The organism is Dactylosporangium sp. McL0621, from assembly GCF_049995355.1.
In the GTDB taxonomy this organism is placed as follows: Bacteria; Actinomycetota; Actinomycetes; order Mycobacteriales; family Micromonosporaceae; genus Dactylosporangium.
In genome coordinates this window covers 8,494,992-8,517,827 of the sequence record NZ_CP188259.1, presented here as the reverse complement: position 1 = coordinate 8,517,827, position 22,836 = coordinate 8,494,992, and the positions used below count along the sequence as shown (strand labels likewise).

Here is a 22,836-nt window from a genome sequence, read left to right as displayed (position 1 = left end):
TGGTTCGTGAGCGACGGGGTCAAGAGCCGGGCGGACACGCGGGCGGCGATCGTCGACGCCGCGGCGTCGCTGTTGCGCGAGAGCGGGCCCGGCGCGGTGACGACCCGCGGCGTAGCCGACCGGGCCGGCGTCCAGGCGCCGACCATCTACCGCCTGTTCGGCGACAAGGACGGCCTGCTGGAGGCGGTGGCCGAGCACGTCATGGCCGAGTTCGTCTCGGACAAGGCCGCGGGCGTGGCCGCGGCCGCGGCGGCCGACGTCGACCCGCTCGACGACCTGCGCGCGAGCTGGCGCAAGCAGATCGAGTTCGGCCTCGCCAACCCGGCCGTGTTCCGCCTGCTGAGCGACCCGGAGCGCGTGTCCGGCTCGCCGGCCGCCCGCATGGGCCGCCAGATCCTGCAGACGCGCGTCCATCGCCTGGCCGCCGCGGGCCGGCTCCGGGTCCCCGAGGCGCACGCGGTCGACCTGATCCAGGCCGCGGGCGTCGGCACGATTCAGACGCTCCTGGCCACGCCGCGCGAGCGCCGCGACCCGTCCCTGGGCGACGCGATGATGGACGCCGTCCTGGCGCGCATCCTGACCGACGCGACGGCCGAGGCCCCGGACGGCCCCGTGGCGACGGCCGTCGCCCTGCGGGCCCTGTCCCCGCAGCTGGGCGCCCTGAGCGAGGGCGAGCGCCGCCTGCTGGTCGAGTGGCTGGACCGCATCACGCAGACGCCGCCGGGGACGTCAGCCGGCGGGTAGGACCTCGATCGCGTAGCTCAGGTCGGCGAGCAGTTCCGAGGCCGCGGCCGCGTCCAGTGCCGAGAACGGGATCGTGTGCGCGGCGGACCCCGGGTCCTCGCCGGCGGGGCAGATCCACACGTCGCGGAGGCGCTGGTCCGGATGGTGGTCGGGGCGCCGGCCGAGCGTGAGGCCCGGGTCGAGCTCGACGACGAGCCGGCGGCCGTCCGGCCGGTCGCGCTCCAGGCGGGACTGGTGCGAGCCCGTGCCCGCGCGCCGCCAGCCGCGGTCCTCGAGGGCGAGCAGCTTCACGGCCGGGGCGCGGCGGTCGTCGAAGCGGGCCAGGCGGGCGGCGGCGGACTCGTCGGGGCTCAGGCGGTACACCGGACGGTGCAGCTGCGGGAAGGGCTGCAGGATGCCGTAGTCGGCGAACACCGCCAGCCACGCGGGGACATCCAGGTCGGCCGGGTGCGCGACACCCAGGACGGTGCCGGGCGGCAGGTCGGCCGGGTCGTCGGCGAGGTCGGCGAAGGTGCGGTCCTCGGCCAGTCGCAGAGAAGTGCCGGGTGATCCGGGCCGGCCCGTGAGCCAGACCAGGCGGCGGGCGAGCGGCCACAGCAGTGGGTGGTCCAGGATCGCGGTCCGGAACTCGGCGGCCTCCCACCGCCGGCCGCCCGACATCGCGGCCTCCAGGCGGCGCGCCTGCTCGGTCGCCACCTTGCGCACGCCGCGCCGGGTGGCCGTGAAGCCCGCGCGGGCGGCGGCGGGCAGGTCCTTGCGGCGGGTGCCGTGCTCGTCGGTGACGTACGGCCGGAGCTGCTCGTCGAACCCGGCGACGAACCGCTGCGAGCCGTGGTCGACGACCATCGTCGCGTCGGGGGAGAGGCCGAACCGCGGCACGAGGCGGTCGGCGAGCGCGTCGGCGGTCAGGCCGAGGCCCCGGGCGACCTCCCCGAGGTTGCCGGCGGCGCGGGCCCGGACCGCCTTGGACCTCGCCGTTGTGGCGAGCTCGTGCAGGTGGCGCAGCGCCGCCTCGGTGCCGAGGTGCCGCAGCGCGTCGAGGGCGGCCGCGGCGCGGCGGTGGGCGCCCTCGGACGCCCAGCGCCCGGCCGCCTCCGCCAGCCCGGCCGCGGTCAGGTCGTCGCCGAGGAGCGCCTGCGCGCGCAGGGCCCAGGCGCCCGCGGGCGGGGCGCCGGCCGACTCCCAGCGGCAGAACAGTTCCCAGCCCAGGCGGGCCAGGTCGTACGGTTCGCAGGCCGCCCGCACGGATCCGATCTCCCCGTCGGCCATGAGCACCCGCACCAGGTGCCGGACCGTGTCGGCGGGCAGCGCGCCGGCGCCGCCGCGGAGGGCGACCGGCGGCAGCGTGCCCGGCTCGGCCCAGCCCGGCACCCTCGGACCCCCGGCCGGCAGCTGGGGCAGCGCCGGAAGGGCGGGGGCCGGGCCCGGCTCGGTCCAGCCCGGCGGCTGGGGCGGCGCCGCAAGGGCGGCGGCTGGGCCCGGCTCGGTCCAGCCCGGCGGCTGGGGCGGCGCCGGAAGGGCGGCGGCTGGGCCCGGCTCGGTCCAGCCCGGCGGCTGGGGCGGCGCCGCAAGGGCGGCGGCCGGGCCCGGCTCGGTCCAGCCCGGTGGCTGGGGCGGCGCCGCAAGGGCGGCGGCCGGGCCCGGCTCGGTCCAGCCCGGCGGCTGGGGCGGCGCCGCAAGGGCGGCGGCCGGGCCCGGAGGCTGAAGGCGGGGCGGGTGTTTCGCGGTGTGACGGCGCAGGAGATCGGCGACCTTCGGGCGGGCCGCGTTCGCCTGCAGCAGCCGCAGGGCCAGGGCCGGGAACCGGTCCGCGGCCTGCATCACCGCCGCCGCCCCGCCCCGCTCGCCCGCCCGGTCGAGCAGGGCCAGGAAGGCCCGCTCGGTCGGGATCGAGGGCAGCGCCTCGAGCATGGCCGCCAGGTACTCCGGGACGCCCGCCATCGTGTACTCGATCGAGCGCCCGGTCCACAGCCGGGCGTACACGTCGAGGATGCCGTCGCCGATGCCCTCGGCCAGGGTGTGCAGCAGCTCCGGCTCCCGCAGCTGCTCGGCCTGCGTCGGGGCCAGCCGGTCGAGCAGCAGCCGGGCCTGGTCCACTGTGGACACCGAGGCGGCCAGCAGCGGGGCGGGCGGGTGGCGGTCGGGCAGGTCGGCCAGGTCGCGCTCGACCCACCCGCCCTCGGTCGGGGCCAGGAACGCGGCGGCCAGGCGGTGCTCCAGCGACTCGGTGCGGGCCTGGCGGAGCTCGTCGAGCGCCTCGGAGTACACCTGCGGGGGAGCGGCGGCGAGGGCGGTCCGCACCCGGGAAAGCAGTGGGCGCCTGATGTGCCCGGTCGCGGTCCGCGCGGCGCGGGCCGGGCCGTCGGTGGCGATCCAGTGCTCGGCGACCGCGCGCTCGTCGATCCCGCGGCCCTCGGGGGTGCCGAACACGTCCCGCCAGCCGGCCGGCAGCGGAGTGCCGATCGGCTTGTACGGCAGCGGCGCGCCCCCGCGGCGCGGATAGAACGTCCGGTGCCAGGACGGCGGAAGCACGAACTCCACGCCGGAGACGGTAGCCCTACGGCAGCTGCGAGATCTTGCGCGGGATCAGCAGGATCACCGCGACGCTGCACACCCCCACGACGGCGAGGGCCACGAACACGTTGTGCGAGGCGGTGTAGAGGGCGGCGCGCACGTACTCGACCACGTCCGCCGGCGCGCCGCCGCCCTTGAGCACGATGCTCGTGGCGTCGGCGCCCGCGCCCAGGGACGGCTTCACGTCCGGCGGCGCGTCGGCGAAGCGGTGGTCCAGGGTCGTGTTCGCGATGGCGCCGAAGACGGCGGCGCCGACCGCGCTGCCGATGGAGCGCGAGAACATGTTGGTGCCGGTGACCACGCCGCGGCGGTCCCAGCCGACGACCGACTGCACGGCGACGAGCGTCGGCGCGGACGCCAGGCCCAGGCCCACGCCGATCACGAAGCAGGCGATCGACGTCATCGCGACCGTGGTGTCCTCGGTGAGGAGGGCGCACATGACGGTACCGCCGATGACGACCAGCCCCCCGATCAGCGCCGTGTTGCGGAAGCCGATGCGCAGGTACACCCGCCCCGACAGCGTCGCCGCGATCGGCCAGCCCAGCGTCATCGCCGCGACCACGAACCCGGCGACGAGCGCGCTGGTGCCCAGTACCCCCTGCGAGAAGTTGGGCACGTAGGAGCTCAGGCCGATCACGAGCGCGCCGATCGCCAGCGCGACGAGGTTGCCGCCGACGAGCGTGCGGTACCGGAACACCCACAGTGGCAGCACCGGCTCGGCCGCGCGCCGCTCGACGAACACGAACGCCGTCACCATGACCGCGCCGAGCGCGAAGATGACGATGCTCGGCGGGCTGACCCAGGCCCACATGATGCCGCCCTCGAGGGTGGCCAGGATGAGCAGCGTGCAGCCGCCGATGAGCAGGCCGGCGCCGAGGTAGTCGATGCGGTGCGGGCGCCGCTCGACGTTCTCCTTGAGGTGCCGGGCGAACATCCACGCGGCGAACAGGCCGAGCGGCAGGTTGACGAAGAAGATCCAGCGCCACGACAGGTAGTCGGCGAAGACGCCGCCGAGGGTCGGGCCGACGACCGAGGACACGCCCCAGACGCCGGCCACGTACCCCTGCACGCGGGCGCGCTCCTCCACGGAGTACAGGTCGCCGATGATCGTCATGCTGATCGGCTGGATCGCGCCGGCGCCGATGCCCTGCACCGCCCGGAACACGATGAGCGAGAGCATGCTCCACGCCGCCCCGCACAGCACCGAGCCGGCCAGGAAGACCGCGATGCCGAAGAACATGACGGGCTTGCGGCCGAGCACGTCGGCGAGCTTGCCGTAGAGCGGCGTGGTGACGGCCGCGGTGAGCAGGTAGATCGAGAACAGCCACGGGAAGTGCGCGAACCCGCCCAGGTCACGCACCACCGACGGTACCGCGGTGGCGATGATCGTGCTGTCCAGCGCGACCAGTCCGGTGGTCAGCATGACCGAGCCGAGCACCGGCCCGCGCTCCGAGCGCAGCCCCACGCCGGCGCGCTTGGTGAAAGTGGCCTCTTGCACTGACACACCTTACGTCAGGGCCGACATGTTCTCCTCCAGGTGGCGCATCGACGACGTGCCGGGGATCGGCAGCATCACCGGCGAGCGGCCCAGCAGCCAGGCCAGGGCCGCGGCCTTGTCGGCCAGCGGGGCGACCGGGCGCCACGGGATGAAGGCGATGCCGCGGCGCTCGCAGTAGTCGAGCACGTCCTCGGAGGCGCGGTCGTCGCGGTTGTACCGGTTCTGCACGCTCGCGATCGGCGTGATCTCCTCCGCCTGGCGCAGCTGCTCGACGGTCACCTCGGACAGCCCGACCAGGCGCACCTTGCCCTCGTCGCGCAGCCGCCGCAGCGCCCCGACCTGGTCGGCGAGCGGCACGGTGGCGTCGATGCGGTGCAGCTGGTACAGCTCGATGCATTCGACCCGCAGCCGCCGCAGCGAGAGCTCGGCCTGCTGGCGCAGGTACTCCGGACGCCCGCAGTCGAACCACTCGCCGCCGACGCAGATCCGCCCGCCCTTCGTCGCCACGATGACGCCCTCCGGGTAGGGGTGCAGCGCGTCCGCGAGCAGCTCCTCGTTGGCGCCGAAGTCGTACGAGTCGGCGGTGTCGAAGAACTGCACCCCGAGCTCGAGCGCCCGCCGGGCGATGGCGACCCCGTCGGCGTGCGGCAGCCCGCCGGTGAGCCGCATGGCGCCCAGCCCGATCCGGTTCACGTTCAGCATTTTTCAAAATCCTTCCGCTTCGGTACCCGCAATGCTTCCGCCGGCAACCATCAAGCACAATCGACACTTTCTGACCCTGATCGCGTAGCATCACTACGCAATGAGCCTGAATCTGGAGCGGCTGAGGGTCCTGGACGCGGTCGCAGCGACCGGCTCGGTCGCCGGCGCGGCCGCGGCGCTGCACGTCACCACGTCGGCGGTGTCGCAGCAGCTGGCGCGCCTGGAGCGGGAGACGGGCCAGGAGCTCACCGAGCGGCACGGCCGCGGGCTGCGGCTCACGCCCGCCGGCGCGCTCCTGGCCGGGCACGCCGCCGAGCTGCTCGCCCACGCCGAACGCGTCGAGGCGTCCCTCGCCGAGCACCGCGGCGCGGTGGCCGGCCCGCTGCGGGTGGCCGCGTTCGCGACGGCCGCGCGGGGCCTGCTGCCGCCGGTCCTGCGGGACCTGCGCGGGCGGCACCCGGCCCTGGAGCCGGCCCTGGCCGAGATGGAGCCGCACGAGGCGCTGCCGCTGCTGCGCCGGGGCGAGCTCGACGTCGCCGTGGTGCAGGACTGGGCGGCCGACCCGCTCGCGGTCGGCGAGGGCCTGGCGCGGCGCGACCTGCTCGACGACCGCTTCGACGTGGCCGTGCCGGCGGAGCACCGGGCGGCCGCCCGCGCCGAGATCGCCGTGGCCGAGCTGGCCGACGAGGTGTGGATAGGCTGGAGCCGCGGCCAGATCTGCCACGACTGGCTGCTCGGCACGCTGCGCGGCATCGGCGCCGAGCCGCGGGTCGCGCACACCGCTTCGGAGCACTCGACCCAGCTCGCGCTCGTCGCCGCGGGCCTGGGCATCGCGGTCCTGCCGCGCCTCGGCCGCGACGTGGTACCGCCGGGCGTCCGCCTGGTGCCGATCGCCCCGGCCGCGGTCCGGCGCGTGTTCGCGGTCTGGCGCGCGACGACGTCGTCGCGCCCGGCGATCGGGGCGGCTTTGACCGCGCTGGAACAGGCGGCCGCCCAACTCCAGGCGGCCGAGGGTCGGGCTGAGGCCGCACAAGGGCGGGCGACCGCGGCCTGAGGGCCATTTTGAGGCCGCGCGGCCGTTCTCTGGCCGTGCGGGCCGTTCTCTGGCCGTGCGGGCCGTTCTCTGGCCGTGCGGGCCGTTCTCTGGCCGTGCGGGCGGGCGGCGGCCGCCCGAGGGTCGTTCGCCGACCGCGTGGGCGGGCGGTGGCCGCCCGAGGGTCGTTCGCCGGTCGCGTGGGCGGCCGGTGGCCGCTTGAGGGCCGTTCTCGGCCCGGTCGTGGGCGGCCGAGGCTGCGCACCGGCCGTCCGGCGCCCGGCCGCGGCTCGCTACAACAGCGCCCCGCCGTCCACCGGGATGATGGCACCGGTCGCGAAGGGCTGCGTCATGCAGTACACGAAGGCCCGGGCGACGTCCTCGACCTCGCCGACGCGGCCCAGCGGTACCGACGCCGCATTCTCGCGGTAGAGGGCCTCCCGCGCCGCGTCCGGCAGCGCCGACCACAGCGGGCTGCGCACCACCCCGGGCTTCACGGCGTTCACGCGGATGCGCGGCGCGAGCTCCACGGCCAGGGCGCGGGTCAGGGCGTCCATGGCGCCGCAGAGGCTCGCGGCGGCGGCCCAGCCCGGCGCCGGGCGGTCCGCGGCGGTACCCGTGACCAGGGTGACGGAGCCGCCGTCACGCAGCCGGGGCACGGCGGCGCGGACGGCGGCCAGGGCGCCGAGGTACCGCAGGCGGAAGAGCCCGGCCGCGGTCGCGGTGTCCAGATCGGCGAGGGGGGTGAGCACGAGCGGCTCGCCCGCGGTGTACGCGAGGTGGTCGATCGGGCCGGCCGCCGCGACGGCCGCGGCGACCGCGGACTCGTCGGTGAGGTCGGCGGCGCGGCCGGTCGCGGTGTCCGGCAGCTCCGCGAGGGCCTTCGCGACCGACTCCGGGCGGCGGCCGACGACGGTGACCTCCGCGCCGAGCGCGGCCGCGGCGCGGGCGACGGCCAGTCCGATGCCGGAGGTGCCGCCGAGGATGGCGACCCGCCGGCCGCCGAGTGCAGTTGGTTCCATGGGTCCAACGGTGCGCCCGCGCGGGGCCCGGCGGCCAAGACTCATCTGGTCGGCGGTGATACCCGTACGATATCGGGGGTGGACCTCGACCTGCGCAAGCTGCGGTACTTCGTGGCGGTCGCCGAGCACCTGCACTTCGGCCGGGCGGCGCGGGCGCTGCACGTGGCGCAGCCGATGCTCTCGCGGCAGATCCGGGTCTTCGAGCAGGAGCTGCACGCGGAGCTGTTCGTGCGCGACCGGCACGGGGTGGCGCTGACCCCGGCCGGGGCGGAGCTGCTGGAGGCCGGTCGGCCGCTGCTGGCCGGGGCGGCCGCGGCGCGGCGGCGGGTCGCGACGGCGGCCCGGGGTGCGGGCGCGTTCACGGTCGCGTTCATGCCGGGGCTGGTCGTCACCGGGGCGGTGCGGGCGCTGGAGGAGGCGCATCCGGGGCTCGTCGTCGGGGTGGTCCGCACGTACTGGGACGAGCAGTCCGAGGTCCTGCGCGACGGCCGCGCCGACGTGAGCTACGTGCGGCTGCCGGTCGCGACGGACGGGCTGCGGCTGGAGCCGCTCGCGGCCGAGCCGCGGGTGGTGGTGCTGCCGGCCGGACACCCGCTCGCCGGCCGGGTCGAGCCGGCGGCGGCCCACGCCGAGCAGGTGGCGGCCCACGCCGAGCAGGTGGCGGCCCACGCCGAGCAGGTGGCGGCCCACGACGAGCCGGCGGCGGCCCACGGCGCGCAGGCGGCGGCCCACGGCGCGCAGGCGGCGGCCCACGGCGAGCAGGCCCGCGGTGAGCAGGCGGCGGCCCGCGGTGAGCGGGCCCGGGGCGAGCAGGTCGCGGCGGTACGGCTCGCCGAGCTGGCGGGGGAGACGCTGCTCCAGCCGGTCGACGCGGTGCCCGAATGGCGCTGGGCCACGGCGAAGGGGGCACCGGCGCGCAGCGTGGAGGAGAAGCTCGAGCTCGTGGCGCGGGAGCGCGGGGTCGTGGTGCTGCCCCGCTCGGTGTCCGCGTTCTACCGCCGGCCCGACGTCGCCGTGGTGCCCGTGGCCGACCTTCCGCCGGGCGAGGTGGCCCTGGCCTGGGTGGCGGGGCGGCGCAGCCCGCTGATCCGCGAGTTCGTAAATGCCGCGCGCGAGCATCCGCCCTGCTGATACGTTGCGCCGATGACCACGACGCATGCCCTGATCGTGGCGGCCGTGATGCCGGCCGCGCGTCCGCGTTCCCGGCGTCGTGCCCTGGTCTGCCCGGCCTGACGCCCGTCATCCTCTGACGGCCTAGTCACTTTCGAAAGTACCCAGGCCGAACTCTGCAAAGAGCAGCACCGGGGCCCTTCCGCGTCCGCATTCGCCGCGAACGACAGGGAACCTGGTCGATGTCCCGTTTCTCCGCTGCCCATCCGCGCGCCCGCCGCGTCTACGGGCAGAACTTTCTCGCCGATCCGGCCGCCGTGCGCCGGGTCGCCGACGCCGCCGCGCTCGCCCGGGGTGACCTCGTCGTCGAGGTCGGGGCCGGGCGGGGCCGGCTCACCGCCGAGCTGCTGCGCCGGACCGGGCGCGTGGCCGCCTACGAGGTCGACCCGGACATGGCGGCCGCGCTGCCGCGCCGCGCCGGGCTGACCGTGCACACCGGCGACTTCCTCGCCGCCGATCCGCCCGCCGAGCCGTTCGCGGTGGTGGGCAACATCCCGTACGCGCTGACGTCCGCCGTCGTCGCCTGGTGCCTGGCCGCCGGGCGGCTGCGCTCGGCGACGCTGCTGACCCAGCTGGAGTACGCCCGCAAGCGCACCGGGGACTACGGGCGCTGGACGCGGCTGACGATCGAGACGTGGCCGCAGGTCGACTGGCGCCTCGCCGGGCACGTGCCCCGGGCCGCGTTCCGGCCGGTGCCGAGCGTCGACGGAGGGATCCTGCGCCTGACCCGGCGACCGGAGCCGCTGGTGGGGCCGGACGGGCTCATCGGGTACCGCCGGATCGTGCATCTGGGTTTCAGCGGCGTCGGGGGCTCGCTGCACGCGTCGCTCGCGCGCCGGCACCCGGCGGCCCGGGTCGCCTCCGCGTTCCGGGCGCTGCGGCTCGATCCCCGCACGCCGGTCGGGCTGGTGTGGCCGGAGCAGTGGCTGGCGCTGCACCGGTTACTGGGCGCCAAGCGGTGACAGGACGGGCGCGGGGCGGCCGAGGCGCGCGTGCAGGTCCGCGATCGGGACGGTGCCGTCGCGCATCGTGCGGTGCATCCGGCCTTGTGAGGCGGTCGCGGAGAAGCTGCGGGCGGGCTGGCAACCGGTCTTGGGCTACGGCAGGGTCAGGCGCGCCGTGGTGCCCGCGCCGGCCGAGCTCAGCGTGATCCGGCCGCCGTGGGCCGCCGCCGCCTCCTGGGCGATGTGCAGGCCGAGGCCGACGCCCGGCACCGCCTACTTGCGGGCGTGGCGGCCGCGGAAGAAGCGCTGGAAGACGTACGGCGAACCACTGCCGGTCGCGGTCGACGAGCGTGACGGTCGACATGGTGGTGTCGAAGACCGACACCCCGAGCCCGGTGAGCTCGTCGAGGGCCTTCGGGCGCGGCGCGTCGAGCACGCCGTGCCGACAGCCGGCCTTCCTCGTCGACGTCGCGCATCGCGGCCTTCCTTCCCGTCCGGTTGCGATAATCGTGGGGATACCCGGTAGCCGGGTCCGATCACGCACCGTTGCCGCGTGGTTGCAACTGCGCCGTTGGCGAAATCGGTTGTACGAGTGAGTGCTCGCTCATTACAGTGACCGCGTGAATGCAGAGACCCGGCGGCGCCGCCAGCCCGCACTGGCGCCCGACGAGCGGCGCGCGGCCCTCATCGCCGCCACGCTGCCGCTGCTGCGCACCCATGGCGCGGCGGTCACCACCCGGCAGATCGCCGAGGCCGCGGGCGTCGCCGAGGGCACCATCTTCGGCGTCTTCCCGGACAAGGCGTCGCTGGTGTCCGCGGCGCTGTGCACGGCGTTCGAGCCGACACCGGTGCTGCGCGCCCTGTCGGCGATCGACCCCGCGGCCCCGCTGCGCGAGCGGCTCACCGACGCCGTGGCGATCCTGCTACGGCGGGTCGAGGGCTCGGTGCCGCTGATGATGCTCGCCCGCACCATGCCGCTCGATTCCTCGCCGTTCGCCGCGCTCATGAACGGCCGCCGCCTGCTCAGCGAGGGCGTCGCCGAGCTCATCGAGCCCGACCGGCACCTGCTGCGCCGCAGCCCGGACGCCACCGCCCGGCTGCTGTTCGCCCTCGTCGTGAGCACCGTGCGGGGCGACCTGCCCAACGAGGAGTTCACGCCCGACGACATCGTGGCCGTCCTGCTGGACGGACTCCTGCAGACCGAACCCCGACCTGGAGAAGCCTGACCGATGCTGATCCGTCTGCTGCGAACGTACCTCGACCCCTATCGCGGGCCGATCACCCTGGTGGTGGCGCTACAGCTGGTACAGACGCTCGCCACCCTCTACCTGCCGACGCTCAACGCCGACATCATCGACCACGGCGTCATCACCGGCGACACCGGCTACATCATGCGCGTCGGCGGCTTCATGCTCGGCGTGTCCCTGCTGCAGATCGTGTGCTCGGCCGCCGCGGTGTACTTCGGCGCCCGCACCGCGATGGCACTGGGCCGCGACGTGCGGTCCGGGCTGTTCGCGAAGGTGCAGCACCTCTCCGCCCGCGAGGTCGGCGAGCTCGGCGCCCCGTCGCTGATCACGCGCACCACCAACGACATCCAGCAGGTCCAGATGCTGGTCCTGATGACCTTCACGCTCATGGTGTCGGCGCCGATCATGTGCATCGGCGGCATCATCCTGGCGCTGAAGCAGGACGTGCCGCTGTCCGGGCTGCTGCTGGTCGTCGTACCCGTCCTCATCGGCCTGATCTCGCTGATCGTCGTGCGGATGCGGCCGCTGTTCCGGCTCATGCAGGTGCGCATCGACCTCGTGAACCGGGTCATCCGCGAGCAGATCACCGGCATCCGCGTGATCCGCGCCTTCGTGCGCGACGAGCACGAGCGGGTCCGGTTCGAGAAGACCAACGGCGAGCTGCGCGACGTCTCGCTGGCCACCGGCCGGCTGATGTCGCTGATGTTCCCGACGGTCATGCTCGTCGTGAACGCCTCCAGCATCCTCGTGCTGTGGTTCGGCGCGAAGCGCATCGACACCGGCGGCATGGAGGTCGGGGCGCTCACGGCGTTCCTGAGCTACCTCATGCAGATCCTCATGTCGGTGATGATGGCGACGTTCATGTTCGTCATGATCCCGCGGGCCGAGGTGTGCGCCGAGCGCATCGAGGAGGTGCTGGGCACCGAGTCCAGCGTGCACGCCCCGGTCGAGGCGGTCACCGAGCTGACGACCCACGGCGAGCTGGAGCTGCGCGGGGTCTCCTTCCACTACCCGGGCGCGGACCTGGCGGTGCTGTCCGGCGTCGACCTCGTCGCGCACCCCGGGCAGACGACGGCGATCATCGGCAGTACCGGCGCGGGCAAGACGACCCTGCTCAACCTCGTGCCGCGGCTGATGGACGCGACCGGCGGCACGGTGCTCGTCGACGGCGTGGACGTGCAGCGCATCGACCCGGCGCTGCTGGCCCGCACGGTGAGCATGGTGCCGCAGAAGCCGTACCTGTTCTCCGGCACCGTGGCCAGCAACCTGCGCTACGGCCGGCCGGACGCCACCGACGAGGAGCTGTGGCGGGCCCTGGAGGTGGCGCAGGCGACCGACTTCGTGCGGGCCATGCCCGAGCAGCTGCAGGCGCCGATCGCCCAGGGCGGCACGAACGTCTCCGGCGGGCAGCGCCAGCGGCTGGCGATCGCCCGGACGCTGGTGGCCCGCCCGGAGGTGTACCTCTTCGACGACTCCTTCTCCGCGCTGGACTACGCCACCGACGCCGCCCTGCGCGAGGCGCTGCGCCACGAGATCGCCGACGCCACGGTGGTCATCGTCGCTCAGCGGGTGAGCACCATCCGCGACGCCGACCGCATCGTCGTGCTCGACGAGGGGCGTGTCGTGGGTACCGGCACCCACCAGGAACTCATGGACGACAACGAGACGTACCGCGAGATCGTCCTTTCCCAGCTGACCGAGGCGGAGGCCGCGGCATGACCGCTGGAGCGAAGCGGAGGCGGGCTTGCTGCGTCGCTTCTGCGGTTATTGAAATGAGGGCAGCATGACCGCTGGAGCGAAGCGGAGGCGGGCTTGCTGCGTCGCTTCTGCGGTTATTGAAATGAGGGCAGCATGACCGCTGGAGCGAAGCGGAGGCGGGCTTGCTGCGTCGCTTCTGCGGTTATTGAAATGAGGGCAGCATGACCGCACCACGTCCTGGCGGCCCCGGCGGAGGCGCCCGGCCCGGTCCTCCGATGGGCGGCCCCGGCCGCATGATGATGGGCGCCGGCGGCCCGCCGGCGAAGATCGACGACTTCAAGGGCTCGGCCAAGCGGCTGCTCAAGATGCTCGCCCCCGACCGGCTCATCGTCGTCGCGGTGCTGGTCTTCGGCATCGCCAGCGTCGTGCTGTCCACGCTCGGCCCGCGGCTGCTCGGCCACGCCACCGACGTGATCTTCGAGGGCATCATCAGCAAGAAGATCCCGGCCGGCACCACCAAGGAGCAGGCGATCGAGGCGCTGCGGGCCCGCGGCGACAACGCGTTCGCCGACCTGCTCAGCGGCATGAGCAACCTGGTACCCGGCCGCGGCATCGACTTCGACCGGCTCGAGCAGGTGCTGCTCGGCGTCGCCGTGGTGTACCTCTTCGCCTGGATCCTCGGCCTGCTGCAGGCCCGGCTGACCACGGTCATCGTGCAGCGCACCGTGTTCCGGCTGCGCGAGCAGGTGCAGGCCAAGCTCGCCCGGCTGCCGCTGAGCTACTTCGACCAGCAGGCCCGCGGCGAGGTCCTCTCCCGCGCCACCAACGACACCGACAACATCGCGATGACGCTGCAGCAGTCGATGAGCATGCTGCTCACGTCGCTGCTGACGATCGTCGCGGTGCTCGGCATGATGTTCTGGATCTCCCCGCTGCTGGCCGTCATCGCGCTCGTCACGGTGCCGGTGTCGGTACTGATCACCGCGCGCATCGGCAAGAAGGCCCAGCCGGAGTTCGTGAAGCAGTGGGCGAGCACCGGCCGGCTCAACGGCCACATCGAGGAGATGTTCACCGGCCACTCGGTCGTGAAGATCTTCGGCCGGCAGGAGGAGGCGGCCAGCACCTTCGCCGTGCACAACGACGCGCTGTTCGCCTCGGCGTTCCGGGCCCAGTTCATCTCCGGCCTCATCCAGCCGGCGATGATGTTCATCGGCAACATCAACTACGTGCTCGTCGCCGTGGTCGGCGGCCTGCGGGTCGCCTCGGGCACGATGACGCTGGGCGATGTGCAGGCCTTCATCCAGTACTCCCGCCAGTTCTCCCAGCCCCTGACCCAGGTCGCCGCGATGTCGAACCTGGTGCAGTCGGGCATCGCCTCGGCCGAGCGCGTCTTCCAGCTGCTCGACGCCGACGAGCAGAGCCCGGAGCCGGCCACCCCGGCGCGCCCGGCGCAGGTCCGCGGCAAGGTCACCTTCGAGCGCGTCTCCTTCCGGTACAAGCCGGACGAGCCGCTCATCGAGGACCTCTCGCTGACCGTCGAGCCCGGCCAGACCGTGGCGATCGTGGGCCCGACCGGCGCCGGCAAGACGACGCTGGTGAACCTCATCATGCGCTTCTACGACCTGACCGGCGGGCGCATCCTGCTCGACGACGTGGACATCGCCGCGATGTCCCGCGACGAGCTCCGCGAGCAGATCGGGATGGTCCTGCAGGACACCTGGTTGTTCCAGGGCACGATCGCGGAGAACCTCGCGTACGGCGCGGACCACCCGACGATCGAGAACATCACGGCCGCGGCGGAGGCGGCCCACGCGGACCGCTTCGTGCGCACCCTGCCCGACGGCTACGACACCGTGATCGACGAGGAGGGCGCGGGCGTCTCGGCGGGCGAGAAACAGCTCATCACGATCGCGCGCGCCTTCCTGGCCGAGCCGACGATCCTCATCCTGGACGAGGCGACGAGCTCGGTCGACACCCGCACGGAGGTACTCATCCAGCGCGCGATGAGCACGCTGCGCGCGGGGCGGACGAGCTTCGTGATCGCCCACCGCCTGTCGACGATCCGCGACGCGGACCTGATCCTGGTGATGGAGCACGGGACGATCGTGGAGCAGGGCACGCACGATTCGCTGCTGGCCTCGGACGGCGCGTACGCCCGCCTGTACTCGGCCCAGTTCGCGGCGGCCGCGGTCGAGGTGGACTGACCCGGTTCTCCTGGTTCACGGCCCGGGCTCCGCTCCTGCGGGGCCCGGGCCGCAGTCGCTGTTCACGGGTCTCGCCGTCGACGTCGTGCGGCCGCACGACCACGCTGTCCTGGCCGGCGGGCAGCGGCCGTTGTTCACCCTCGCCCACCGCACCGGGCTCGGCCAAGAACTACGTCGAACAGGCCGCGGCGCCGGCGTTCGGCTTCGCGGTCGACGAGGAGTGCGCCGGGCCCGCTGCGGCGCGGGCCTTTCGGCTGCGCAGGACGCCGGGCCGCGGTCGTTCGGGCACGAAAAGTCGGGCGCTCCGCGCCACGACTTTTCGGACTTATGCCCCGTCGGGCGATAAATCCGTTAAGTCGCGGCGCGGAGCGCCCGACTTAACGTTTCCGCAGTTCACGCGCGCATGAGCGGCGCCTGCGCCGGGGGCTCGCGCGCCAAGGCGGGCGAGCAGACCCGGCCCTTGTTCGCGCCGGGGGAGTTGCGGCTCACCGTTCCCGCAGTCCACGGGCGCACGAGCGACGGCCGGGACCCAGGCCTTGTTCGCGTCGGGGAGCGGCGGCTCGTATCGCCCCGGGGTGGGCGTTTGCGCGTCCGGCCGTGGGTAGAGGCCCGCCCGTGCTGACGAACCTGGCTCACCTGGACTCGCTCCGAGTCCGCATCGCGCCGCCGGCTGTTGCCGGGCACACCACCTACCGGCTCGCCGACGAGCCCTCCGTCGAGGTCGTCTGGACCTACGCCGAGGCGGGGCCCGACGGGTACCGGCCCGCCGGCGGTGGCGAGCCGACCGGCGGCGGTTTCGGCCAGGGCGCCTTCAACGCCGACGATGTCGCTCGCGCCGCGGTCGTGTACACGCGGCACTGGCGGGCCACCGGTGACGCGGCGAGCCGGGACGCGGCGCGGCAGTTGCTCCGCGGGCTGTGCTACCTGCAGACCGCGCCCGATGACGATACCGATCCGCGGGCCGGCAACGTGGTGCTGTGGCAGCAGCCCGACGGGCGGCTCAATCCCAGCGCCGAGCCGGTCGAGCACCCCGATCCGTCCGACGGCGGGGAGTCGGCGTGGCTGGCGCGCACGGTCTGGGCGCTCGGCGAGGGGTTCGCGGCCTTCGACGGCGACGAGCCGGATTTTGCCAGGTTCCTGCGCGTCCGGCTCCGGCTCGCGGTCGGCGCGGTTCGGCGGCAGGTGCTGCGGCGGTACGGCCAGTGGCGCCTCGTCGACGACACGGCGACGCCCGCGTGGCTCATCGCCGACGGGGCCGATCTCACCGGTGAGGCCTTGCTGGGGCTGTGCGCGTACACCGAACGCAGCGGCGACGAGGATGCCCGCAAGGTGCTGGAGCAGCTCGGTGAGGCGGTGACCGCGATGCGCACCGGCACGCCGTGGACGTGGCCGTTCGGGGCGGTGCTGCCCTACGGGCTCTCGCGCACCGAGTGGCACGGCTGGGCCGGGCTGGCCCCGGGCGCGCTCGCGCGCGTGTACGAGGTGTGCGGCGACCTCGCGGCCCGCGACGCCGCCGTCGCCGATGCGGCCTCGTTCACGCCGCACCTGCTCGTCGGCGGCGGGCCCGACAACCTGCGCGTGGCGCTGCCGGGCGCGCGGGAGGCGCTGACCCTCGACGGGGTGCAGCTGGCGTACGGCGCCCACTCCCGCGTGGAGTCGCTGCTGGCCACCGCGCGCGCCACTGGCCGGCCGGCGCTGCGCACGCTCGCCGGGGTCGCGGCCTCGTGGTTCTTCGGCAACAACCCGGCCGGGGTGCCGATGTACGACCCGGCTACGGGCGTCACGTACGACGGTATCGACCGGCCCGACGGCCTCGGCGTCGTGCACCGCGACGCCGGCGCCGAGTCCACGATCCACGGCCTGCTCGCGATGCTGGCCCTGGACGCCGACCCGCACGCGGCCGCGATCGCCCGCATCGCCGAGCCCGCCGTGCGCATCGAGGGCGCGGAGATGCACTCGATGGCCCTCGCCGACCCGCGGACCGGCGCCCACCTGACGCTCCTGCGCAGCCTCGCCACGAGCACCCGCGCCGCCGACGTCGTCGTGCCGGGCGACGCCGCGGCGACGGTGAGTGTCAACGACCCGGCCGGGGAGGAGCTGGAGCACTACACGACGACCGCGGGCCGGATCCGGGTGCTGGTTCCGGCCGGCGGCTTCACGACCGTCGTCCAGCCGGGAGCCTGACCGCCCGGGTAAGTTTCACGCCCCGCACGTGCCTGGCCACGATTGACAACGTCCGATGTTTGCCAGCCGGCGGTGACGCCGACCACACTGCGCCTACCTCGTGGGAGCCGAGCAATTCTGCCGCGCCCCGAACTCGAGGAGGTACCCCTTGGCAACAATCGCCCGAGGCGCGCTGTGGTCGACCGTGGTCGCCGCCGCCTCACTTGTCGCGGCCGCGCTGGTCGCGCCCGGCACCGCGCACGCACACGGCGTCGCGCTCGTGCCGGGCAGCCGCACCTACCTGTGTTACGTCGACGGCCTGCAGTCCACCGGACAGATCATCCCGACCAACCCTGCGTGCGCCGACGCCGTGGCCCAGGGCGGCCAGCAGCCGCTGTACGACTGGTTCGGCGTCCTGCGCTCCGACGCGGGCGGGCGCACCACCGGCTACATCCCCGACGGCGAGATCTGCGGGGCGGGCACCACGAAGTACGCCGCGTACAACGCCGCGCGCACCGACTGGCCCACCACGCACCTGACGTCCGGCTCGACGATCCAGCTGCACTACAGCAACTGGGCCGCGCACCCGGGCACCTTCCACATGTACATGACCAAGAACGGCTGGGACCCGACGAGCCCGCTGAAATGGTCGGACCTCGAGTCGTTCTGGAGCGCCACCGACCCGCCGCAGTCCGGCGGCCCCGGGGGGCTCAACTACTACTACTGGGACACCACGCTGCCGGCCGGCAAGACCGGGCGGCACATCATGTTCATCCAGTGGGTCCGCTCCGACAGCCAGGAGAACTTCTTCAGCTGCTCGGACATCGTCTTCGACGGCGGGCACGGCGAGGTCACCGGGGTCAAGGGCAGTGGCGGCAGCCCCAGCGGCTCCGCGTCGCCCTCGCGTTCGGCTTCCGCGTCGCCGTCGGTGTCGGCATCGGTGTCCCGGTCGCCGTCGCGTTCCGCGTCTCCCTCGCGCTCCGTGTCGTCGTCCCCGGCCCCGGGTGGCTCCGGGTGTACCGCAACCTGGACGCTCCAGCCCAGTAGCTGGGCCGGGCACTTCCAGGCCGAGGTCGCCGTGAAGAACAACGGCTCGTCGACGCTCAACGGCTGGACGGTCCGCTGGACGTACACCGGCGGGCAGGGTTTCGAGGGCGCGCCCTGGAACGGCACGCTCACGGGCCAGCCACCCAACGTGGAGGTGAAGAACGTCGACTGGAACAAGGTCCTCGGACCCGGCGCCAGCACGTCGTTCGGCTTCAACGCCACGGGCACCGCGCCCGCCACGGCGCCCGCGCTGACCTGTACGAGCCCCTGACCCGTTCATAGCCCGCGGCGCCCGTACCCCGTGTGCGGGCGCCGCCCGACCAGTTGAGGCCCTCGTGACCCACTCCGCACCCGGCGACACCCGTATCCGCCGCTCGGCCGACCCCGACGAACCCGCCCGCCGTCCCCGCCGCGGCCTCGCGCCCGTGTGGCGGTACCTCATCGGCTTCGCCGCCATCGTCGCCGTCCTCGGCGCCATCGTGTTCGTCACCCAGAAGCCGTCGGGCCCGCCGCCGGCGAAGGAGACCGTGCACAGCGTCGAGGGGGCGCTGGGCAACCGGCAGGCGGCGACCCTGGACGTCGTCAGCGGCGCCGAGTCCGTGATCATCCACGCGGAGCCGCTCGACGGGCTGCTGTACCGCGCCTCGACGCTGCCCGGCAGCAAGGTCGAGCCGGTCGCGGCCGAGTCCGGCGACGACGTGAAGCTCAGCCTCAACGGCACCGAGATCGCCGGGCAGGCGACGATCCACGTGTACCTCAACGACAAAGTCCGCTGGACGCTCAACCTGGCCGGCGGTGGCCTGCGCCAGGTGATCGACTTCGGCAGCGGCCGCCTCGCCGGGATCGAGGTCGCGGCGGGGGTACAGGAGCTCGACGTGACGGTACCGAAGCCGGAGGGCACCATGTCGATCCACGTCGGCGGGGTCGGCAAGCTCTCGGTGCACGCCCCGGCCGGGGTGCCCGCCCAGGTCAAGCTGGCCGACAAGGGCACCATCGGCGAGGTGCGCCTCGACGACAAGGTGACCAAGAACGTCGCCGGCGGCGCGACCCTGGCCACCGGGTCGGACTACGCGAGCGCGCAGGACAAGTACGACCTGCAGGTCGGCACGGCCGCCGCGGCCGTCTCCGTCGACCGCCGCCCCTAGGGGCTGTATCGAAGTGGATGGCCGGGCTGCGGCGGACTCAGACGCCGCCGGGAACCGTAGCGGTCACACCCCGATACAACCCTGGTATCGGGGCGCGCCCGGCGCGGCCCCAGCCGACGCCTGAGCCTCGCCTCGCTCCGACCCCCACTTCGATACAGCCCTAGACCGTCTGCCGTTCGGGGTGCCGCCGGCGATGCGGCGGTACCCCGAGCGCGGGCAGTTTGAGCAGGGAGACGTCCGGCGACTGGCCGGAGAGCACCAGGAGCCGGCGCATGCTCAGCCGCACCAGGTGGTGGGAGACGAAGAACAGCCACAGGGCCAGCGGCAGCTCCACGGCCACCGCGGTGGCGAGGCTGACCCACCGGTCGGGCCCGTACGCGGTCATGATGTCGAACCAGGCGTCGCACGCCAGCAGCGTCCCGCTCACCAGCGCCGCGAGCACGACCACCTGCCGCCGGCGCAGGGCCGCCCACGCCGTGAAGGCGAGGGTGACCATGAGCGCCACGTCGAACCCGACCCAGGTGACGTCCCAGTTTCCGGCGAGGTACCGCGGCGGCAGTCGCAGGGCGAGCGCGATCACCCACGGGATCATCAGCACGCTCGCGACCCCGACGACGATCACGAACCGCCGCCGCGCGCGCTCGGTCGCCGCGACGGACCGGCGCCCGAGGCGGGGCTGCAGCTCCGCAAGCCGCCGCGCGAGGTCGGCCCGCTCTGGGGCCGTCATCGAACGCAGCTCGGCGTCCTCGATCACGTATCCGACCTTACGTCGCCGCGGCGCGCATCGCCGACGGGCGGAGCCGGCTCCCAGCAAACCCTGATCTGCCCGAACATCGGCCACTTTCGCCTTTCGAAAAACTACGCTCGGTTCATCGATGCTCACCTCTGTGGTGAGCCGACCTGGGGCGGCGTCACGCTAGGTGTTCATCCGGCCGGTGGACTTCTCACCTTTGTCGACCTAGTTAGTGGACAAAATCGGGTTTCGAGGCCAGACTTCTCCGCATGGATCCGCTGCTTGCCTTCGCCGGTCTCGGGGTCGGCATCGTCGTCGGGCTCACCGGGATGGGCGGCGGTGCGCTCATGACGCCGATCCTGGTGCTGTTCTTCGGGGTGCCGCCGCTGGCCGCCGTGTCCAGCGACCTGGCCGCGTCCGCGGTGATGAAGCCGTTCGGCGGGTGGGTGCACGCCCGGCGCGGGTCGGTCAACTGGGAGCTCGTGCGCTGGCTGTGCCTGGGCAGCGTGCCCAGCGCATTCCTCGGCGTGCTGCTCATGCGGGCCGTCGGCGACGGCGACCGGGTCCAGGACGTGGTGCGCGTGGCCCTCGGGGTGGCGCTGCTGCTGGCCGTGGCCGGGCTGGTCATCAAGGCGTACCGCAAGGACTCGGCCGGCGACGGCGGCACCCCGGCCCCCATCCGCGTGCGGCCGGTGCCGACGGTGCTGCTGGGCGCGCTCGGCGGCCTGGTGGTCGGCATGACCTCGGTCGGGTCGGGCTCGCTGATCATCGTGATCCTGCTGGCGTTGTACCCCGCGCTGAGGCCCCGGGACCTCGTGGGGACCGACCTGGTCCAGGCGATCCCGCTGGTGTTCTCGGCCGCGCTCGGCCATGCGTTCTTCGGCGACCTCAAGCTCGACCTCGCCGCCGCGGTGCTCATCGGGTCGGTGCCGGGCGTGCTCATCGGGGCCCGGCTGTCGTCGCGCGCGCCGGCCGGAGTCGTGCGCGCGGCCCTGATCATCGTGCTCATCGCGAGCTCGCTGAAGCTTTTCGAGGTACCGACGGCGCTCGTGCTTCTGCTTGTCGGGGTGGCGACCGCGGCGGCGGTGGCCGAGGGCCTTCGGCGGCGCTCCCGGGTCCCTTCCGCCCCACAAGATCGGGACACCCGCGACGAGACGAACGCGAAAGGGGCAGAATCAGCGAGTGGAGTGTCACCACGCTGACTCGCTAGGAGTTTCCTGATGCCTCGGCTCAACCATCTGCCCGAGTGGGCCGCGCTGGCCAAGCACCGCGCGGAGCTCGGAGAGGTTCACCTGCGCGACCTGTTCGCCGACGATTCCGACCGGGGCCGCCGGTTCGCGCTGCAGGCCGGGGACCTCTACCTCGACTACGGCAAGCACCTCGTCACCGACGAGACCCTGCGGCTGCTGCAGGACCTCGCGGCCGCCCGCGGCGTGTTCGAGCTGCGCGACCGCATGTTCCGCGGCGAAAAGATCAACTTCACCGAGCACCGGGCGGTGCTGCACACCGCGCTGCGGGCCCCGCGCGACGCCGAGATCATCGTCGACGGCGAGAACGTGGTCCCGAAGGTGCACGCGGTGCTCGACCGGATGGCGGCGTTCGCGGACCGCATCCGGACGGGCGAGTGGACCGGGTACACCGGCGAGCGCATCACGACCGTGGTCAACATCGGCATCGGCGGCTCCGACCTGGGCCCGGCCATGGCGTACGAGGCGCTGCGGGCCTACACCGACCGCTCCCTGAGCTTCAAGTTCGTCTCCAACGTCGACGGCGCCGACCTGCACGAGGCCGTCCGCGACGCGAACCCGGCCACGACGCTGTTCATCGTGTCGTCGAAGACGTTCACCACGATCGAGACCATCACCAACGCCACCGCCGCCCGCCAGTGGCTCCTCGACGCGCTCGGCGACGACTCGGCCGTGGCCAAGCACTTCGTGGCCGTGTCGACGAACGCGAGCGAGGTCGCGAAGTTCGGCATCGACACGACGAACATGTTCGAGTTCTGGGACTGGGTCGGCGGCCGCTACTCCTACGACTCCGCGATCGGCCTCTCGCTCATGATCGCGCTGGGCCCGGACGGCTTCCGGCAGATGCTGGCCGGCTTCCACCAGATGGACCAGCACTTCCTGACCGCGCCCCCCGAGTCGAACGCGCCGCTCCTGCTGGGCCTGCTGGGCATCTGGTACCGCAACTTCCACGACGCCCAGACGCACGCGGTGCTGCCGTACAGCCACTACCTTTCGCGGTTCACCGCGTACCTGCAGCAGCTCGACATGGAGTCCAACGGCAAGTCCGTGGACCGCGAGGGCAAGCCGGTGGAGTGGGCGACGGGCCCGATCGTGTGGGGCACGCCCGGCACCAACGGCCAGCACGCGTACTACCAGCTCATCCACCAGGGCACCACCCTCATCCCGGCCGACCTCATCGGCTTCGCCCAGCCGGTGGCGGAGCTCGGCCCCCTGGCCGGCCAGCACGACCTGCTCATGGCGAACCTCTTCGCACAGGGCCAGGCGCTGGCGTTCGGCAAGACCTCCGAGCAGGTGGCGGCCGAGGGCGTGGCCGAGGCGGAGGTGCCGCACCGCACCTTCCAGGGCAACCGCCCGACCACCACGATCCTGGCCAACGAGCTGACCCCGCACGTGCTGGGGCAGCTGATCGCCCTGTACGAGCACAAGGTCTTCGTCCAGGGCGCGATCTGGGACATCGACTCGTTCGACCAGTGGGGCGTGGAGCTGGGCAAGGTACTGGCGAAGCGCATCGAGCCGGCGCTGGCCTCGGAGAGCCCGGACCTTTCGGCCCTGGACTCTTCGACGGCCGGCCTGGTGGGTCGCTACCGCGCACTGCGGGGCCGCTGACCGTTTCTTCAACAGCCGGCGCGGATCGGGAACTGCTCCCCAAATCCGCGCCGGCGG

18 protein-coding genes are annotated in these 22,836 nt (G+C 73.5%); 12 read left to right on the top strand and 6 right to left on the bottom strand.

Annotated features, from left to right (window positions below; all coding sequences use genetic code 11):
• The first annotated feature begins 6 nt into the window (after positions 1-6).
• A complete protein-coding gene (locus ACPPVO_RS40250) occupies positions 7-744 on the top strand; it encodes a TetR/AcrR family transcriptional regulator (protein WP_426503824.1) in 738 nt (245 codons plus the stop codon).
• Here ACPPVO_RS40250 and ACPPVO_RS40245 read toward each other — a convergent pair.
• From ACPPVO_RS40245 to ACPPVO_RS40235, 3 genes are read right to left on the bottom strand one after another with little or no spacing between them, the layout of a single operon-like run.
• The gene (locus tag ACPPVO_RS40245; RefSeq protein WP_426503823.1) at positions 730-3,285 is read right to left on the bottom strand and encodes a DUF4132 domain-containing protein; all 2,556 of its coding nucleotides are present in this window, start codon (positions 3,283-3,285) and stop codon (positions 730-732) included. The genes ACPPVO_RS40250 and ACPPVO_RS40245 overlap by 15 nt on opposite strands.
• Positions 3,286-3,301: 16 nt before the next feature.
• The gene (locus tag ACPPVO_RS40240; protein ID WP_426503822.1) at positions 3,302-4,816 is read right to left on the bottom strand and encodes an MDR family MFS transporter; all 1,515 of its coding nucleotides are present in this window, start codon (positions 4,814-4,816) and stop codon (positions 3,302-3,304) included.
• Positions 4,817-4,825: 9 nt separating this feature from the next.
• Positions 4,826-5,518 (bottom strand): aldo/keto reductase, encoded by a 693-nt coding sequence (locus ACPPVO_RS40235; protein ID WP_426503821.1) that lies wholly within the window; start codon positions 5,516-5,518, stop codon positions 4,826-4,828.
• A 100-nt stretch (positions 5,519-5,618) separates the two neighbouring features.
• Here ACPPVO_RS40235 and ACPPVO_RS40230 point away from each other — a divergent pair, with 100 nt between their 5' ends.
• Entirely contained in the window at positions 5,619-6,572 is a 954-nt protein-coding gene (locus ACPPVO_RS40230) for a LysR family transcriptional regulator (protein ID WP_426503820.1), read from the top strand.
• Between the two features lie 272 nt (positions 6,573-6,844).
• Here ACPPVO_RS40230 and ACPPVO_RS40225 read toward each other — a convergent pair whose 3' ends face one another.
• On the bottom strand, positions 6,845-7,573 hold the full coding sequence (locus tag ACPPVO_RS40225) for an SDR family oxidoreductase (RefSeq protein WP_426503819.1): 729 nt from the start codon (positions 7,571-7,573) through the stop codon (positions 6,845-6,847).
• A 78-nt stretch (positions 7,574-7,651) separates the two neighbouring features.
• Here ACPPVO_RS40225 and ACPPVO_RS40220 point away from each other — a divergent pair, with 78 nt between their 5' ends.
• Entirely contained in the window at positions 7,652-8,704 is a 1,053-nt protein-coding gene (locus ACPPVO_RS40220) for a LysR family transcriptional regulator (protein WP_426503818.1), read from the top strand.
• Positions 8,705-8,925: 221 nt separating this feature from the next.
• The gene (gene erm / locus ACPPVO_RS40215) at positions 8,926-9,705 is read left to right on the top strand and encodes an ErmE/ErmH/ErmO/ErmR family 23S rRNA (adenine(2058)-N(6))-methyltransferase (RefSeq protein ID WP_426503817.1); all 780 of its coding nucleotides are present in this window, start codon (positions 8,926-8,928) and stop codon (positions 9,703-9,705) included.
• A gap of 135 nt (positions 9,706-9,840) precedes the next feature.
• On the opposite strand, the gene ACPPVO_RS40210 is transcribed toward erm, so the two are convergent.
• Positions 9,841-9,957: an ATP-binding protein gene (locus ACPPVO_RS40210; RefSeq protein ID WP_426503816.1), complete on the bottom strand. Its 117-nt coding sequence runs from the start codon at positions 9,955-9,957 to the stop codon at positions 9,841-9,843.
• 350 nt (positions 9,958-10,307) lie between these two features.
• On the opposite strand from ACPPVO_RS40210, the gene ACPPVO_RS40205 reads away from it, so the two are divergent.
• The 6 genes from ACPPVO_RS40205 (at position 10,308) to ACPPVO_RS40180 (ending at position 19,191) form a co-directional block, all read left to right on the top strand.
• Positions 10,308-10,913, top strand: a complete 606-nt coding sequence (locus tag ACPPVO_RS40205; RefSeq protein WP_426503815.1) for a TetR/AcrR family transcriptional regulator — start codon at positions 10,308-10,310, stop codon at positions 10,911-10,913.
• Positions 10,914-10,916: 3 nt separating this feature from the next.
• On the top strand, positions 10,917-12,653 hold the full coding sequence (locus ACPPVO_RS40200) for an ABC transporter ATP-binding protein (RefSeq protein ID WP_426503814.1): 1,737 nt from the start codon (positions 10,917-10,919) through the stop codon (positions 12,651-12,653).
• 200 nt (positions 12,654-12,853) lie between these two features.
• A complete protein-coding gene (locus ACPPVO_RS40195; RefSeq protein ID WP_426503813.1) occupies positions 12,854-14,836 on the top strand; it encodes an ABC transporter ATP-binding protein in 1,983 nt (660 codons plus the stop codon).
• Positions 14,837-15,451: 615 nt separating this feature from the next.
• Complete coding sequence (locus ACPPVO_RS40190; protein WP_426503812.1) at positions 15,452-17,020, top strand: hypothetical protein; 1,569 nt, start codon at positions 15,452-15,454, stop codon at positions 17,018-17,020.
• A gap of 148 nt (positions 17,021-17,168) precedes the next feature.
• The gene (locus ACPPVO_RS40185) at positions 17,169-18,317 is read left to right on the top strand and encodes a lytic polysaccharide monooxygenase (RefSeq protein WP_426503811.1); all 1,149 of its coding nucleotides are present in this window, start codon (positions 17,169-17,171) and stop codon (positions 18,315-18,317) included.
• A 64-nt stretch (positions 18,318-18,381) separates the two neighbouring features.
• Positions 18,382-19,191: a hypothetical protein gene (locus tag ACPPVO_RS40180; protein ID WP_426503810.1), complete on the top strand. Its 810-nt coding sequence runs from the start codon at positions 18,382-18,384 to the stop codon at positions 19,189-19,191.
• A 160-nt stretch (positions 19,192-19,351) separates the two neighbouring features.
• On the opposite strand, the gene ACPPVO_RS40175 is transcribed toward ACPPVO_RS40180, so the two are convergent.
• On the bottom strand, positions 19,352-19,945 hold the full coding sequence (locus tag ACPPVO_RS40175; protein WP_426503809.1) for a hypothetical protein: 594 nt from the start codon (positions 19,943-19,945) through the stop codon (positions 19,352-19,354).
• 248 nt (positions 19,946-20,193) lie between these two features.
• On the opposite strand from ACPPVO_RS40175, the gene ACPPVO_RS40170 reads away from it, so the two are divergent.
• Together ACPPVO_RS40170 and pgi are read left to right on the top strand one after the other, a co-directional pair.
• Positions 20,194-21,126: a sulfite exporter TauE/SafE family protein gene (locus ACPPVO_RS40170; protein WP_426503808.1), complete on the top strand. Its 933-nt coding sequence runs from the start codon at positions 20,194-20,196 to the stop codon at positions 21,124-21,126.
• A gap of 18 nt (positions 21,127-21,144) precedes the next feature.
• Positions 21,145-22,779, top strand: coding sequence for a glucose-6-phosphate isomerase (pgi, locus tag ACPPVO_RS40165; protein WP_426503807.1), 1,635 nt, complete (start codon positions 21,145-21,147; stop codon positions 22,777-22,779).
• Positions 22,780-22,836 lie beyond the last annotated feature (57 nt).

Coding starts and splice junctions, on each gene's coding strand:
- pgi (WP_426503807.1), top strand. CDS start 21,145: ATGCCTCGGCTCAACCATCTGCCCGAGTGGGCCGCGCTGGCCAAGCAC.
- ACPPVO_RS40225 (WP_426503819.1), bottom strand. CDS start 7,573: ATGGAACCAACTGCACTCGGCGGCCGGCGGGTCGCCATCCTCGGCGGC.
- erm (WP_426503817.1), top strand. CDS start 8,926: ATGTCCCGTTTCTCCGCTGCCCATCCGCGCGCCCGCCGCGTCTACGGG.
- ACPPVO_RS40230 (WP_426503820.1), top strand. CDS start 5,619: ATGAGCCTGAATCTGGAGCGGCTGAGGGTCCTGGACGCGGTCGCAGCG.
- ACPPVO_RS40195 (WP_426503813.1), top strand. CDS start 12,854: ATGACCGCACCACGTCCTGGCGGCCCCGGCGGAGGCGCCCGGCCCGGT.
- ACPPVO_RS40235 (WP_426503821.1), bottom strand. CDS start 5,518: ATGCTGAACGTGAACCGGATCGGGCTGGGCGCCATGCGGCTCACCGGC.
- ACPPVO_RS40170 (WP_426503808.1), top strand. CDS start 20,194: ATGGATCCGCTGCTTGCCTTCGCCGGTCTCGGGGTCGGCATCGTCGTC.
- ACPPVO_RS40200 (WP_426503814.1), top strand. CDS start 10,917: ATGCTGATCCGTCTGCTGCGAACGTACCTCGACCCCTATCGCGGGCCG.